We start from the raw sequence: 13,475 nt of genomic DNA, 5'->3' as shown, positions 1-13,475 counted from the left end.
TCTGGCTCCTACACCCAAAATATGCGCCGATACAAGGGAAGATGTTGTGGATTACAGGTGGGTATTGCACAATTTTTAGACTTTGTAGTTATTTAAACTAAGTTTTTATTCTTTAAAGAAATGAGCAGTTGCCGGATTGAGCACTGATTGATACCAGACAGGATGTAAGGATGAGAGTGGGTAAGGGCCGGATTCATTTGAGTGTATGCTCAAAAACCATGAGCCTGGCTATAGTGCTTGCCATTCTTGCCGGCTGTGCAACTCCACCGTCTTCCATTCCTGTTGCCAACCGTACCCGCCCAGCCACCGTAACCTGGGGCTCACATGTGGTGCAGCCCGGAGAAACCCTCTACACCATTGCCTGGAAATATGGTCAGGATTTCAAGCGCTTAGCTTCGGTTAACGGTATCCGCTCCCCCTACACAATCTATCCCGGCCAGCGGTTGCGCCTCGGAGGTACGCCGGTGGTGGCAAAAACGGTTACAAGCCAGTCAAAAAATAAAACTGTGCCCAGGGCTTCACAAGTGTCGTCGACAGGAGTAAAGTCCGCGCCGAACAAAAAACGATCACCCTCTAACAAAACTGGACAGTATCAGGGAAATACCAAAGTCAGCTGGCAATGGCCGGTTTCCGGCAAGCTGCTGACCCGATTTGGTACCAAAGGGCAGCCCTACAAGGGTATTGCTATTGGTGGGCGGATCGGACAACCTGTAATGGCTACGGCATCGGGAGAAGTGGTTTATTCCGGTGACGGTCTGACGGGGTATGGAAACCTGGTGATTATCAGACACAGCAGTCGCTATCTGAGTGCTTATGCGCATAACAAAACCCTGCTAGTCAGTGAGGGTGATGTGGTTAAAGCGGGCCAGCAGATAGCCGAATTAGGTTCTACAGGGACTAATGAGCCAAAGCTGCACTTTGAAATACGGCAAAATGGTAAGCCTGTCGATCCTCTACTTTTCTTACCGAATCGTTGAGGCCGTCAGTAATACGGAAGTTGCGGTTACGAGGTTGTGGTAAGGGCATATAAAAGACGGACCTGTTAAGGGTCGTCGATGCAGCCAGAGGCTGTTTTCGGCTGTGAGTGGGACCAATCAAAAAGGGCTGGCACTTATGGCACTAAAAAAGGAAGAGGCTGAATTAACCGCTTTGGATCAGGGTTTTGAGCACGAAACGGAGTTCGATGCTGACACTGGTAGTAGTAATGAGGCGAGCGGTAATGATTCGACGTTGTCTCAGCATAATACAGTGCAGAAAAGTGTTTCTTCCCCAGCTGCGGCACCTGCCCGCGGACGGGAAGAAGACGTTTTCTACAAATCTCTCGATGCAACCCAGATGTACCTCAATGAGATCGGCTTTTCTCCTCTGCTGACGCCGGAAGAAGAAGTGCACTTCGCACGTCTGGCCAGAAAAGGGGTTGAAGCAGGCCGTCGTCGTATGATTGAGAGTAACCTGCGGTTGGTAGTCAAAATTTCACGACGTTACGTAAACCGTGGTCTTTCACTTCTTGATCTGATCGAAGAAGGCAATCTCGGCCTGATCAGAGCGGTAGAGAAGTTTGATCCGGAACGTGGCTTCCGTTTCTCAACCTATGCGACCTGGTGGATTCGCCAGACGATTGAGCGGGCGATTATGAATCAGACCCGTACCATTCGCCTGCCGATTCATGTGGTTAAGGAACTCAATGTCTATCTGCGTGCAGCCCGCGAGCTGACCCAGAAGCTTGATCATGATCCAACCCCGGAAGAGATTGCTGAACTTCTCGACAAGCCGGTGGACGACGTCAAGCGTATGCTCGGTCTGAACGAGCGGGTCACTTCTGTGGATACGCCGCTGGGGCATGATTCCGACAAATCCATCCTTGATACCATCTCTGATATTCGGGAAAGCGATCCGGCGGTATTGCTGCAGGATAGTGACCTGAACGACAGTATCGATAAGTGGCTGTGTGAGCTGTCTGAAAAGCAGCGTGAAGTTGTAGCACGTCGATTCGGTCTGCGTGGTTATGAAACCAGCACGCTGGAAGAGGTAGGTAAAGAGATTGGTCTGACCCGCGAGCGGGTGCGTCAGATTCAGGTGGAGGCTCTTAAGCGTCTGCGTTTGATTCTGGAGAAGCAGGGGTTGACCAGTGACTCACTCTTTAGCAATGGCTGAAGATTAGAGCGGCAATAAATAAGCCATGACTCCCAACAGTCATGGCTTTTTTGTATTCAGAAGCTGAGCTTAGCGCTCAAGCATTTCCAGCTTCCCTTCCTTGCCATCCCACTCTTCAGCATCGGGCAGGGAGTCTTTCTTCTCGGTAATGTTTGGCCAGACTTCTGCCAGCTCTGCGTTCAGTTCGATGAACTCTTGCTGGTCTTCCGGCACCTCATCTTCTGAGAAGATCGCATTGGCCGGACACTCTGGCTCACACAGGGCGCAATCTATGCACTCATCAGGATGGATCACCAGGAAGTTGGGACCTTCATAAAAGCAATCAACCGGGCACACTTCCACGCAGTCTGTGTACTTACACTTGATGCAGTTTTCACCCACTATAAAAGCCATGGCAGGACTCCATCTCAATTCATCAGCATTTCAGGCGTTATCATTTTAGTGCCGTTCCGGGGCATCCTCGGTCAACAGGAGATTTTACTCTCCTGTTTCATGGCGCTATTTTTAATCGCGCTAGTTTATCAGCAGCCTTCCGTTTGCCACAACAGCCACGCGCGCTCTACTTATACCAGTTCTTTCAGTTGATATAACAGATTAAGAGCCTCCCGCGGGGAGAGGTCATCCGGAGACAGGGTCTCCAGTTTTTCCACCACCGGATGCGGACCGCTGCTGAACAGATCAACCTGCGGGCTGACAACAGAAACTGTGCGTCGGCCTTTACTTTTTACAGCAACAGGTTCAACCGGAGCGGCGTTTTCTCCAGCTTCCAGTTGCAGCAGGCGTTCACGGGCCAGATGTATTACCGAGCGCGGTACGCCGGCCAGCTGTGCAACCTGCAAACCGTAACTCTGGCTGGCAGGACCATCCTGAACCGCGTGCAGGAAGACAATGCTGTCACCATGCTCGGTCGCGTTCAGATGGACATTGGCAACACCTGTCGTTTCTTCCGGCAGCTGGGTCAGCTCGAAGTAGTGGGTAGCGAACAGAGTGAAGGCCTTGACGTTGTCTGCCAGATGACGGGCGCAGGCCCAGGCCAGAGACAAACCATCAAAGGTGCTGGTACCCCGGCCCACTTCGTCCATCAGTACCAGACTGCGTTCGGTGGCATTATGGAGAATGCTAGCGGTTTCAGTCATCTCTACCATGAAAGTGGAGCGACCGCCGGCCAGATCATCGGAGGAGCCGATACGGGTAAAGATACGATCTACCAGACCAATGCGGGCATTGGCTGCCGGTACATAACTGCCGACATGGGCCAGCAGCACAATCAATGCAGCCTGACGCATATAGGTGGACTTACCGCCCATGTTGGGACCGGTAATGACCAGCATACGGCGATCGTTGTTCAGTTCCAGACTGTTGGCAACAAACGGATCATCCAAAACCTGCTCTACGACAGGGTGGCGACCTTCATCGATATGAATACCGGCTTCTTCGGTAAGAGTCGGGCAGCACAGGTTCAGTGCGTGACTACGTTCTGCCAGACAGCTGAGTACATCCAATTCGGCAATCGCAGCAGCACTTTCCTGTAAACGTCCAAGGTTCTCGTTGAGCTTTTCCAGCAGCTCTTCGTAGAGGGCTTTCTCCCGGGACAGCGCACGGCTTTTGCTGGACAGGGCCTTGTCTTCAAACTCTTTAAGTTCCGGGGTAATAAAGCGCTCGGTGTTCTTCAGAGTCTGACGGCGGATATAGTCAACCGGTGCGTCTTCCGCTTCCCGGCGACTCAGTTCAATAAAGTAGCCATGGACACGGTTGAAGCCGACTTTCAGGGAGCTGAGTTTGGTGCGTTCCCGCTCACGGTTTTCCAGATCCAGCAGGTAGCCGCCGGCGTTTTCACTGAGTGAACGCAGCTCGTCCAGCTCTTCATCGTAGCCGGTGGCAATGACACCACCGTCGCGGATAACAACCGGAGGGTTCTCGATAATAGAAGACTGTAACAGAGCCACTTCATCGGGAAAGGTGCCAATACGTTCGGCCAGATCTTTGATCAGTTCAGCGCTGGCCACGCTCAGTTCGTTCTGAACATCCGGCAGGCAGGACAAGGCATCACGCAGGCGTGCCAGGTCGCGGGGACGAGCGGAGCGCAGTGCTACCCGGGCCAGAATACGTTCGACATCGCCAATATTGCGCAGTACCGGTGACAAGCCTTCATAAATGTATTGTTCAGCCAGTTCACCAATAGCCTGCTGGCGCTGTTCCAGTCGTTCTCGATTGCACAGTGGACGGTTCAGCCAGCGGCTAAGCAGTCGGCCACCCATAGCGGTGGATGTGGTATCCATCACCGACAGCAGGGTATTGTCCTTGCCGCCATTCATATTGATGGAGATTTCCAGATTGGCACGGCTGGCTGCATCCAGCACGACGGTATCTTCGCGGCGTTCAACAGACAGTGAACGAATATGCGGCATATCGGTGCGCTGGGTGTCGCGAACATATTGCAGCAGGCAGCCTGCGGCTTCGATGGCAACGCTTAAATGGTCACAGCCAAAGCCGGCCAGATCCTTGGTGGCAAACTGACGGGTGAGCAGGTCTTTGGCGCTATCCAGTTCAAAGCACCAGGGCGGTTGGCGATTCACGCCCCGACGTTTGGCAATACTGTCCGGCCAGCTGCGATCTTCACTGAGCAGAAGCTCGCGGGGATTCAGACGCTGCACTTCACTGAGTACGGCTTCTTCACTGGCGACTTCCATCACCCGGAAGCGGCCACTGGTAATATCCAGCCAGGCCAGGCCGTAGGTTTGATCATGGCGATGTACAGCCATCAGCCAGTTATCAGCACGTTCTTCCAGCAGAGCTTCATCACTTACGGTTCCCGGAGTGATGATGCGCATCACCTTGCGTTCAACCGGCCCTTTGGATGTTGCCGGGTCGCCCACCTGTTCGCAGATAGCAACAGATTCACCAAGGCGCACCAGGCGAGCCAGATAACCTTCAGCGGCATGGTAGGGAATGCCGGCCATCGGGATTGGTTCACCGCCGGAGTGGCCACGTGCAGTCAGGGTGATATCCAGCAGTTGGGACGCTTTACGGGCATCGTCGTAGAACAGCTCGTAGAAATCGCCCATGCGATAGAACACCAGCTGGTTACGATGCTCCTGCTTGATCCGCAGGTACTGCTGCATCATAGGCGTATGGGAGGGGGACGCTTTGTTGCTCTCCGGTTGACCGCTGGTTTTCGCCATAAATATCACTGATCACATTAAAACAGGGAAAGACCGGCAGGGAATGGTATGCCGGCTGCCGGCACCGGAATCTGACCCGGGTGCGGCGCTGAATAGAAACGTGAAATGATAACAAACGGGTGGGGAAAGCTCTAACGATCTTCCGGACAGGTGGAAGATAAAAGAACGGCGCAGTTCAGAGCGCCTTGCTTGTCTGAGTTGCGAGTGCTGCGAGAAAGCTATGCATGTGATTCCTCCACAACAAAACACAGCGTGTTATTCATAAATAGTGAAAGGTTGACGGAGCAAGAGGGCTTATTTAGACGTTACCCAGTTACTCATTTTTCAGGGGGCAATGGAGATGGGGCCCTGAACAAGCCCCAAAATAGCGTTAGGCTGATTTTTTCTGGGCCAGTTCAAGCCAGTTGCTCTTGTTTTTGCTGACTATGGCTTTGATATGCTCATCAAGGGCATCAGAGTGCTCTTTTTGGATCTGAAAAGCGAGTCTTGTTTCGTCCCGATTAATCTTGAGAACTGCCAGAAATAGGATTGTTGAGAGAATCAGGGAGGCTATGGGCATGTCTTGGATTGTGGCTGTGGACAGGTAACTCAAGGGTAACAGGGCGATTAACTTGAGTTTGGATTTGCCAAAACGAGGATCCTTGATTTTTGTACCTGTAAATGTATTCCACCCGGTAAACAAACCATAGAGCACGGCCATGGTTAACAAAAACGATCCAAGATAGGGGGAAGCAAAAGTCAAAGCAGCCAACAGTCCCATAAAGCCACCGACAATGTTTTTGCTTGAGTTATTTGCCAAAGCCAGCCCTTGGCCTTGTGCGTAATTGACATTGTCATCCCCATAACTTACTTGATCGGTATTGAGGTTCACAATTCTCTCTATAGATTTGAGTTCTGTATTAATGGCTAGGAAGATCAGGTGACCTTCGCGCATATCCAGGTTGTAGCCGGAGAATTCATACTTGATCTCTTTCCCGGACTCCAGATGCTCGAGCCAGACATCGACTGTTTTGTGGTGGGTGGTGCTGGAAGAGATGCTGGGCGTATTACTTCCCCCAAAATGAGTAGAGGAAACTTTGGTTGATGCGTATTCGCGAGTTTCAACGCTAAGAACCTTAAACACTCCCGTTTCGTAGATTTCTGAGATATTAATAGTGCTCATCGTTACTTCCATTCGATTTATAATTCTTTGTATTGTTTCCACAATACCAGCTTGGGTTGGCGTTTCAATAGACCGGTCCTGAGCGGTAAGTCGATGATCGATTTTTCGATTGTTTTGGCAGTTGTGAGAAAGTACTGCTCCCGAGGAAGATAAAACAACGGCGCCAAATAAGGCGCCGTTCTTTTCTAGACAGGCTTATCAGGCAGCCTGTTGAATGGTCAGAGATTTCTTGTTGGCAGCCATCAGGAACCAAATGATGGAGGCGATAGCGGCAACAGCACCTACCGGGTAGGCAATGGAAGAGGAGAGGCCCAGACCTTCCGGAGCCATCATAATGTAAGTGGTGCAGACTGCAGTCATAAAGGTCGCAGGCAGGGACGCCAGCCAGTGGCTCTTGCCCATATGTACCATGTACATTGCAGAAGCCCACAGAACGATGGTTGCCAGCGCCTGATTGGAGAATGCGAAGTAGCGCCAGATAATATTGAAATCAATAAAGGTCAGCGCGAAGCCAATGGCAAAGATTGGCACGGCCAGCATCAGACGGTTTTTGGAGCTGGTCTGGCTGATGTTCAGGGCATCGGCAAAGATCAGACGTACGCTGCGGAATGCGGTATCACCGGAGGTGATTGGGCAGGCGATAACACCCAGAATCGCCAGCATGCCGCCAACGGTTCCCATCAGGCCGACAGACACTTCGTTCACAACCAGACCTGCACCACCTTTAGCCAATACGGCATTCAGACCTTCCAGACCATTCGGGAAAAAGGACATGGCTGCCGCAGCCCAGATCAGTGCCACAACACCTTCGGCAATCATGGCACCGTAGAATACACGACGGCCATAAGCTTCAGTCGGCAGACAGCGAGACATCATCGGAGACTGAGTCGCATGGAAGCCACTGATCGCACCACAGGCGATGGTGATAAACAGCATTGGCCAGATTGGCAGACCTTTTGGATGAGAGACAGCGTCAGTCAGTTCTGGAACCGGCAGACCTTTAACAATCATCATGCCGCCAACACCCACCGCCATAATCAGCAGGGTCAGACCAAACAGCGGATAGATTTTAGAGATGACCTTATCAACCGGCAGAACGGTGGCGATAAAGTAGTAGGCAATAATAATGGCCAGCCAGAAGTTCTGGTTGGCAAAGATGCCTTTCATGCCCAGGTTGGCCAGCAGACCGGCCGGACCCATCATAAATACGACACCGACCAGCACCAGCAGGATCACGGAAAAGCCGCGCATGATTTTGCGTGAGCCTTCGCCCAGATAATTACCAACGATCTCTGGAATGGATTGACCCTGATGGCGAACAGACAGCATACCGGAGAAGTAGTCGTGAACGGCACCGCCGAATACACAACCAAAAGCAATCCACAGGAATGCGGCCGGGCCGTACAGCGCGCCCATGATGGCACCAAAAATAGGGCCAAGGCCGGCAATGTTCAGGAACTGGATCAGAAAGATTTTGTGCCATGGCAGTGGCACAAAATCGACTCCATCACGGAGGGTGTGAGCCGGCGTTTCACGGCTTGGGTCAGCACCAAAGTGACGGTCAACCCATTTCCCATAAAAGATATAACCCACAATCAGAATTGCGAGTGCCGCGAGAAAGCTATACATATGATTCCCCAACATCAAAACACAGCGCGTCATTCTCCAATGATGAAAGGGTGACTGAGCGACGAGCTGATCAAATAAAAGACGCGGGCAATATAGTGATTTTCAGGATGCAATCTTTGACTTGAAACAACAGGCAGAGAACAAACTCTATAAATAGCCAAGACAATTTTTACGAGATAATGACATTTGTCTAAAAATGGAGAAAATGGCCGCCCTCAATCAGGTCTTTCAAGTTTGCAGAATTCTCTACGATGGCCTGTATTACTAGATGCGTTTCGGGAATTGATTGTGTTGTCAGTTTCCGGTTCGGTTGTTTGATGTCGTTAAAAGACAGGATGTTATTTGTTAAACGACGAGATTGCCCTTGTTGGGCGAGCAGAGATGATGGCTGGTTTTCATTTGTGGAGGAATCATGCTCCAGAATTGTGATGCAAGAATTTATCATCGTTTGCTGACTATTCCAGGCGGCAAGCCGGTCAGATATCAGGCTGGGGATGTCATCTGTTTCCAGGGGCGCGAATCCTGCGGAGTGGTGGTGGTATCCGGAGCGGATATCAAAGTGCAGTACATCTCAGCCGCCGGGCGTAAGTACACCATCGTTCAGGAAGATAACTACTCCGGCGTACTGGGGGAAATGGAGCTGTTCAGCGAGACGAGCAATCACATGCTGAGTGTGATTGCGGTTAATCCTGTGACCGGATATCAGTTGAGTCGTGCCGTGATGCGGGATGCTTTAGTTAAGATGCCGGATCTGGCGCTGGATTTTATGACCCTGATGTCCAATCGCTACCACTCTACCGTGACCCAGGCCATGGTTAATATCCTTTATGGGCTGAGGTTTAATGCGCTTCAGCGGCTAGTGGCTCAGGCTGATGCCGCCGGTGGAGAGGTGTTTGTGATCTCTCAGGAAGTGGAAGCCGAGAGGTTGGGTACATCATCACGGGCTTACCGTCGTATTCTTAAAAATCTGCTCGATGACGGAATAGTTCAGAGGGCGGGGGATGGCTTCAGGATTGCCAATCCTGAACAGGCTCGCGCAGAACTACAGATATAAATCAATAAAACGACCATTTGCTAACAAAAACCTCAGGATGAGGACAATTGTCCTTTATCGCTCTGCCTCTGTCCCAGCAAGATAGAGGCAGCTAAGGCTCGCCTTATTTCATCACCCTTTTCTTTGAAATCGTCTCGCTGTTTGCGTCTAGGGAGCACTCATGGGTATTTTCATGAGCTTGTTTGGTATGGCAATGCTTATCGGGATTGCTGTGCTGTTTTCGGAAAACCGAAAAGCAATTAATGCACGCACTGTTGTTGGTGCATTATTAATTCAGGTCGCTTTTGGCGCCTTTGTTATGTATGTCCCGATTGGACAAACCATTCTGCAGGGCGCATCCAATGGCGTTCAGAGCGTAATTAATTACGCAAACGATGGTCTTGCGTTTGCATTTGGCGATCTGGCCAAATTCAAAGTCGGTTTTGTTTTTGTTATTAACGTGCTGTGTGTTGTTATTTTTGTCAGCGCATTAATCTCTGTCCTTTATTACCTGAAAATTATGCAGGCCATTATCAATGTCATTGGTGGTGCGCTGTCTAAGGTTCTGGGTACCAGCCGTGCGGAATCCCTGTCCGCAACCGCAAACATCTTTGTGGGTCCGATTGAAGCGCCGTCCATGGTGCGTCCATTTGTTCAGCGCATGACCCGCTCTGAAATCTTTGCCGTGATGACCGGTGGTCTGGCCTCTGTGGCCGGTGGCACCATGATCGGTTACATCAACCTGGGCATCGATATCAAATATATCCTCACTGCATGCTTTATGACCGCACCGGCCGGCCTGCTGTTCGCCAAGCTGATCTGCCCGGAAACCTCCACTCCGGTGAATGATGTGAATGATGCGATCGAGCAGTCTGATGATCAGCCGGAATCCATTCTGGATGCGATCAGTCAGGGTTCGATGATCGGTATGCAGCAGGTGGCTTGTGTAACTGCACTGCTGATCTCCTTTGTTGCCCTGATTGCGCTGCTGAATGGCATCGTGGGCGGTATTGGCGGTCTGGTTGGCTTTGATGGCCTGACCGTACAGTTGATTCTGGGCTACCTTCTGTCCCCTCTGGCCTTTGTGATGGGCGTGCCGTGGAATGAAGCCATTCAGGCTGCTTCCTTTATTGGTCAGAAGATCGTTATCAACGAATTTGTGGCCTACATCGACTTTATGAAAGTCGCGACTGAGCTGACCCCTAAGACCCAGGCCATTATCACCTTTGCCCTGTGTGGTTTTGCCAACATCGGTTCTGTCGCCATGGTAGTGGGTGGTATCGGTGGCATGGTGCCCGAGCGCCGTAAGGAAATGAGCGCTATCGCCATGAAGACCCTGCTGGCATCCGTACTGGCCAACCTGATGAGCGGCACCATTGCCGGTCTGCTGGTTGCCCTCGGCAGCTAATGATTTGCCCCTGCTGGTTTCACCGCCAGCAGGGACATGACTGTTAAGAACACAAAGTAATAGAGAAAAAAGAATCTGGAGTTTGAATAATGAGCACTGCCCATATCAATGCCAAACCGGGTGATTTTGCAGAAACAATCCTGATGCCAGGTGACCCGCTGCGCGCCAAATTTATCGCAGAAAACTATCTGGAAGATGCGCGTGAAGTGACCAACGTGCGTGGCATGCTGGGCTTTACCGGTACCTACAAGGGTAAGCCGGTTTCTGTTATGGGCCACGGTATGGGTATTCCATCCGCGTCCATCTACTTCCACGAGCTGATTACCGTTTACGCAGTCAAGAACCTGATCCGTATCGGCAGCTGTGGTGCGATTCACGATGATGTCAAACTTATGGATCTGGTGATTGGTATGGGTGCCAGCACCGACTCCAAAGTGAACCGCATCCGCATGCGTGATCACGACTTCGCTGCGTTGGCGGACTTCAATATGGTACGCAAGGCCGTTGAGCAGGCTGAGCAGAAAGGTCTGTCTGTGAAAGTGGGTAACCTGTTCTCATCTGACCTGTTCTACCGTCCGGATGAAGACCTGTACCCGCTGATGGCCAGCCACGGCATTCTGGGTGTGGAAATGGAAGCGGCTGCTCTGTACGGTGTTGCCGCCGCTCTGGGCGCAAAAGCCCTGACCATCTGCACGGTGACTGACCATATCCTGCGTCATGAACATCTGGATGCCGATGACCGTCGTACCACCCTGAATGATATGATTACCCTGGCTCTGGATACCGCTCTGCAGCTGTAAGACCGGGTTTGATCAGGAAGAACAGTGAGCGTGCATCCCAATGGGAGCACGCTCATTTTTTTATGTGAAAAGAATACAGGTTAAGTCATGGATCACAGTGAGATTGTTTTTGGCATTCTGGGCAATGCCTTTCACTGCCCGGTGATGGGTGAGTTTGAGTATCTGGAAAATGCCCTGATTACCGTGGATACGGCAGGCCGCATTCAGGCTGTACTCCGTCCGGAGGAATATCAGTCATCCGGAATTGTTCAGGCTCTTGAAGGTCAGGGGCGTTTGCAGCGACTGACGGCCAGTCAGTATCTTATCCCCGGGCTGATTGACCTTCATAATCATGCCCCGCAATGGCCACAGATGGGCAAAGGTCTTGATCTGCCGCTGTACGACTGGCTCTCAAATTACACCTTTCCGCTGGAGGCCAAGTATCAGGATCTCGAGTTTGCCCGCCAGGTATACGGGGATCTGGTGCAATCGACCCTCAGCAGCGGCACGACGAGCGCAGTTTACTTCTCCAGCCTGCATCTGGAGCCTTCTTTAGTATTGGCGGAAACCTGTCTGGATAAAGGCCAGAGAGCGTTTGTCGGCAAGGTATGTATGGATGATCCGGATCAGTGCCCGGACTACTACCGCCAGAGTGCCCAGCAGAGCCTGTATGAAACAGAGACTTTTAATCACGCTGTTGCCGGGATGAAGGGCAATCAAGGGCTGGTGTCTTCGGTGGTGACGCCACGTTTTATTCCCAGCTGTACCGAAGGTCTGCTGAAAGAGCTGGGGCAGTTTGCCACGGCCAATGATTGCTATGTGCAGACTCACTGTTCAGAAAGCGACTGGGCTCGGGACTACAGTCAGCAGAAGTATGGCGAAACCGATATCAGTGTTTATGAGCGTACCGGTCTGCTGGGTCGTAAAACGCTGCTGGCCCATTCTATCTTCCTGACCAATCAGGACATTCTGATCATCAAGGATCGTGGTGCCGGTATAGCCCACTGCCCGTTGTCGAACATGTGCTTTGCCAATGCCGCGATGACCACCCGCGAGTTGCTGGATCAAGGGGTGCATTGCGGTCTTGGCAGTGATGTTGCCGCCAGTGTCACGCCGTCGATGCTGCGTTCCTGTTTTGATGCCGTGACCCATTCCCGGGTGCGGGAAGAGGGCACATCAACCCATCGCCCAGCAGGGGAGCGTGGTGAATCCAATACCCGTATCTCGCTGGTGGAATCGTTCTGGATGGCAACGGCTGGCGGTGGTCAGTCACTGGATCAGAATATCGGTCTGTTCAAAGCAGGCTTTGGTTTTGATGCGGTGGTTGTAGACGCAGCTGTACCAGACTGTGATCTGACTATCTGGCCGGGTATGGACTCGCCGGCGGATATCCTGGAGAAAATTATCTCAACCACATCCCGCCATAATGTAACCAGGGTTTGGGTTCAGGGGCGGCAGGTGATTGATAAAAAAACTGCGGGATAATCTGCATAATTCTGTATGAAATCGCCGTTCCCGGCAGGTTCAGACGGAATAAGAGGGCAGATAGTGAGTTTTTTTATGTTTCGGTAGAGAAATCGTCACAAAGTCTGGGTAAACTACCTATGGCTTGCATTGGGCGAGCCTTTATAGTGGCGGCACGTTAAAAGTGTGTTTGAAATTTATGCAAAGATTCACTGTGTCGGGTGTAATAGCTCGTCCTGTTCTTCATAAATAATAAGCGTCTCTTTTTGCTCAACCGCCTTGCCTGCAAGGCACCATTATTATTTTTGAAAGATAGGATGACATCATGTCTACTACTACCGGTACTGTTAAGTGGTTCAATGACGAGAAAGGTTTTGGTTTCATCGCCCAGGAAAATGGCGGTCCAGACGTTTTCGCTCACTTCCGTCAGATCGTTGGTGACGGCTTCCGCACCCTGACCGAAGGTCAGCGCGTTGAATTCAAAATCACTCAGGGTCAGAAAGGTCCTCAGGCAGAAGAGATCCGTCCTCTGTAAGGACTCTCCTCTGTAAAGAGTGAATTCACGATAAGTGAATGCAAAGGCAATACCGCAAGGTGTTGCCTTTTTTTATGGATTTGATTTCTTCCGGCAGCATGGCAACATCGTGGAACACCCACAAAGGCT

Annotated in this window: 11 protein-coding genes; 7 read left to right on the top strand and 4 right to left on the bottom strand. The window is 51.4% G+C overall.

Annotated elements, in window-relative coordinates; genetic code table 11:
• Positions 1 to 218: 218 nt before the first annotated feature.
• Both EHSB41UT_RS07160 and rpoS read left to right on the top strand, forming a co-directional pair.
• Positions 219 to 977: a peptidoglycan DD-metalloendopeptidase family protein gene (locus tag EHSB41UT_RS07160; RefSeq protein ID WP_087108278.1), complete on the top strand. Its 759-nt coding sequence runs from the start codon at positions 219 to 221 to the stop codon at positions 975 to 977.
• 136 nt (positions 978 to 1,113) lie between these two features.
• A complete protein-coding gene (gene rpoS, locus EHSB41UT_RS07155) occupies positions 1,114 to 2,154 on the top strand; it encodes an RNA polymerase sigma factor RpoS (protein WP_242667257.1) in 1,041 nt (346 codons plus the stop codon).
• A gap of 69 nt (positions 2,155 to 2,223) precedes the next feature.
• On the opposite strand, the gene fdxA is transcribed toward rpoS, so the two are convergent.
• The 4 genes from fdxA to EHSB41UT_RS07135 all read right to left on the bottom strand — a co-directional run bounded on the left by fdxA (position 2,224) and on the right by EHSB41UT_RS07135 (position 8,127).
• Positions 2,224 to 2,547 (bottom strand): ferredoxin FdxA, encoded by a 324-nt coding sequence (gene fdxA, locus EHSB41UT_RS07150; protein ID WP_087108276.1) that lies wholly within the window; start codon positions 2,545 to 2,547, stop codon positions 2,224 to 2,226.
• 170 nt (positions 2,548 to 2,717) lie between these two features.
• Positions 2,718 to 5,336 carry a DNA mismatch repair protein MutS gene (gene mutS / locus EHSB41UT_RS07145; protein WP_207626585.1) on the bottom strand — a complete coding sequence of 873 codons (2,619 nt, stop codon included), beginning with the start codon at positions 5,334 to 5,336 and terminating at the stop codon, positions 2,718 to 2,720.
• A gap of 370 nt (positions 5,337 to 5,706) precedes the next feature.
• Complete coding sequence (locus EHSB41UT_RS07140; RefSeq protein ID WP_133060426.1) at positions 5,707 to 6,498, bottom strand: hypothetical protein; 792 nt, start codon at positions 6,496 to 6,498, stop codon at positions 5,707 to 5,709.
• 198 nt (positions 6,499 to 6,696) lie between these two features.
• Positions 6,697 to 8,127: a carbon starvation CstA family protein gene (locus EHSB41UT_RS07135; protein ID WP_087108270.1), complete on the bottom strand. Its 1,431-nt coding sequence runs from the start codon at positions 8,125 to 8,127 to the stop codon at positions 6,697 to 6,699.
• Between the two features lie 412 nt (positions 8,128 to 8,539).
• On the opposite strand from EHSB41UT_RS07135, the gene EHSB41UT_RS07130 reads away from it, so the two are divergent.
• The 5 genes from EHSB41UT_RS07130 (at position 8,540) to cspE (ending at position 13,346) form a co-directional block, all read left to right on the top strand.
• Positions 8,540 to 9,181, top strand: a complete 642-nt coding sequence (locus tag EHSB41UT_RS07130) for a Crp/Fnr family transcriptional regulator (RefSeq protein ID WP_087108268.1) — start codon at positions 8,540 to 8,542, stop codon at positions 9,179 to 9,181.
• 160 nt (positions 9,182 to 9,341) lie between these two features.
• The gene (locus tag EHSB41UT_RS07125; protein ID WP_087108266.1) at positions 9,342 to 10,568 is read left to right on the top strand and encodes a NupC/NupG family nucleoside CNT transporter; all 1,227 of its coding nucleotides are present in this window, start codon (positions 9,342 to 9,344) and stop codon (positions 10,566 to 10,568) included.
• A gap of 89 nt (positions 10,569 to 10,657) precedes the next feature.
• Entirely contained in the window at positions 10,658 to 11,368 is a 711-nt protein-coding gene (gene deoD / locus EHSB41UT_RS07120; protein WP_087108264.1) for a purine-nucleoside phosphorylase, read from the top strand.
• 87 nt (positions 11,369 to 11,455) lie between these two features.
• Positions 11,456 to 12,832: a guanine deaminase gene (gene guaD, locus EHSB41UT_RS07115; RefSeq protein WP_087108262.1), complete on the top strand. Its 1,377-nt coding sequence runs from the start codon at positions 11,456 to 11,458 to the stop codon at positions 12,830 to 12,832.
• A gap of 304 nt (positions 12,833 to 13,136) precedes the next feature.
• Entirely contained in the window at positions 13,137 to 13,346 is a 210-nt protein-coding gene (gene cspE, locus EHSB41UT_RS07110; RefSeq protein ID WP_087108260.1) for a transcription antiterminator/RNA stability regulator CspE, read from the top strand.
• The last annotated feature ends 129 nt before the right edge of the window (positions 13,347 to 13,475 follow it).

This window comes from Parendozoicomonas haliclonae, assembly GCF_900174585.1.
In the GTDB taxonomy this organism is placed as follows: domain Bacteria; phylum Pseudomonadota; class Gammaproteobacteria; order Pseudomonadales; family Endozoicomonadaceae; genus Sansalvadorimonas; species Sansalvadorimonas haliclonae.
The sequence above is the reverse complement of the archived record's forward strand: the minus strand, read 5'-3'. Positions and strand labels throughout refer to the sequence as shown.

Bases quoted from the DNA above. Each gene is read 5' to 3' on its own strand.
- cspE (WP_087108260.1), top strand. From the start codon at position 13,137: ATGTCTACTACTACCGGTACTGTTAAGTGGTTCAATGACGAGAAAGGT.
- deoD (WP_087108264.1), top strand. From the start codon at position 10,658: ATGAGCACTGCCCATATCAATGCCAAACCGGGTGATTTTGCAGAAACA.
- EHSB41UT_RS07125 (WP_087108266.1), top strand. From the start codon at position 9,342: ATGGGTATTTTCATGAGCTTGTTTGGTATGGCAATGCTTATCGGGATT.
- EHSB41UT_RS07140 (WP_133060426.1), bottom strand. From the start codon at position 6,498: ATGAGCACTATTAATATCTCAGAAATCTACGAAACGGGAGTGTTTAAG.
- EHSB41UT_RS07130 (WP_087108268.1), top strand. From the start codon at position 8,540: ATGCTCCAGAATTGTGATGCAAGAATTTATCATCGTTTGCTGACTATT.
- fdxA (WP_087108276.1), bottom strand. From the start codon at position 2,547: ATGGCTTTTATAGTGGGTGAAAACTGCATCAAGTGTAAGTACACAGAC.
- EHSB41UT_RS07160 (WP_087108278.1), top strand. From the start codon at position 219: ATGAGCCTGGCTATAGTGCTTGCCATTCTTGCCGGCTGTGCAACTCCA.
- guaD (WP_087108262.1), top strand. From the start codon at position 11,456: ATGGATCACAGTGAGATTGTTTTTGGCATTCTGGGCAATGCCTTTCAC.
- rpoS (WP_242667257.1), top strand. From the start codon at position 1,114: ATGGCACTAAAAAAGGAAGAGGCTGAATTAACCGCTTTGGATCAGGGT.
- EHSB41UT_RS07135 (WP_087108270.1), bottom strand. From the start codon at position 8,127: ATGTATAGCTTTCTCGCGGCACTCGCAATTCTGATTGTGGGTTATATC.
- mutS (WP_207626585.1), bottom strand. From the start codon at position 5,336: ATGGCGAAAACCAGCGGTCAACCGGAGAGCAACAAAGCGTCCCCCTCC.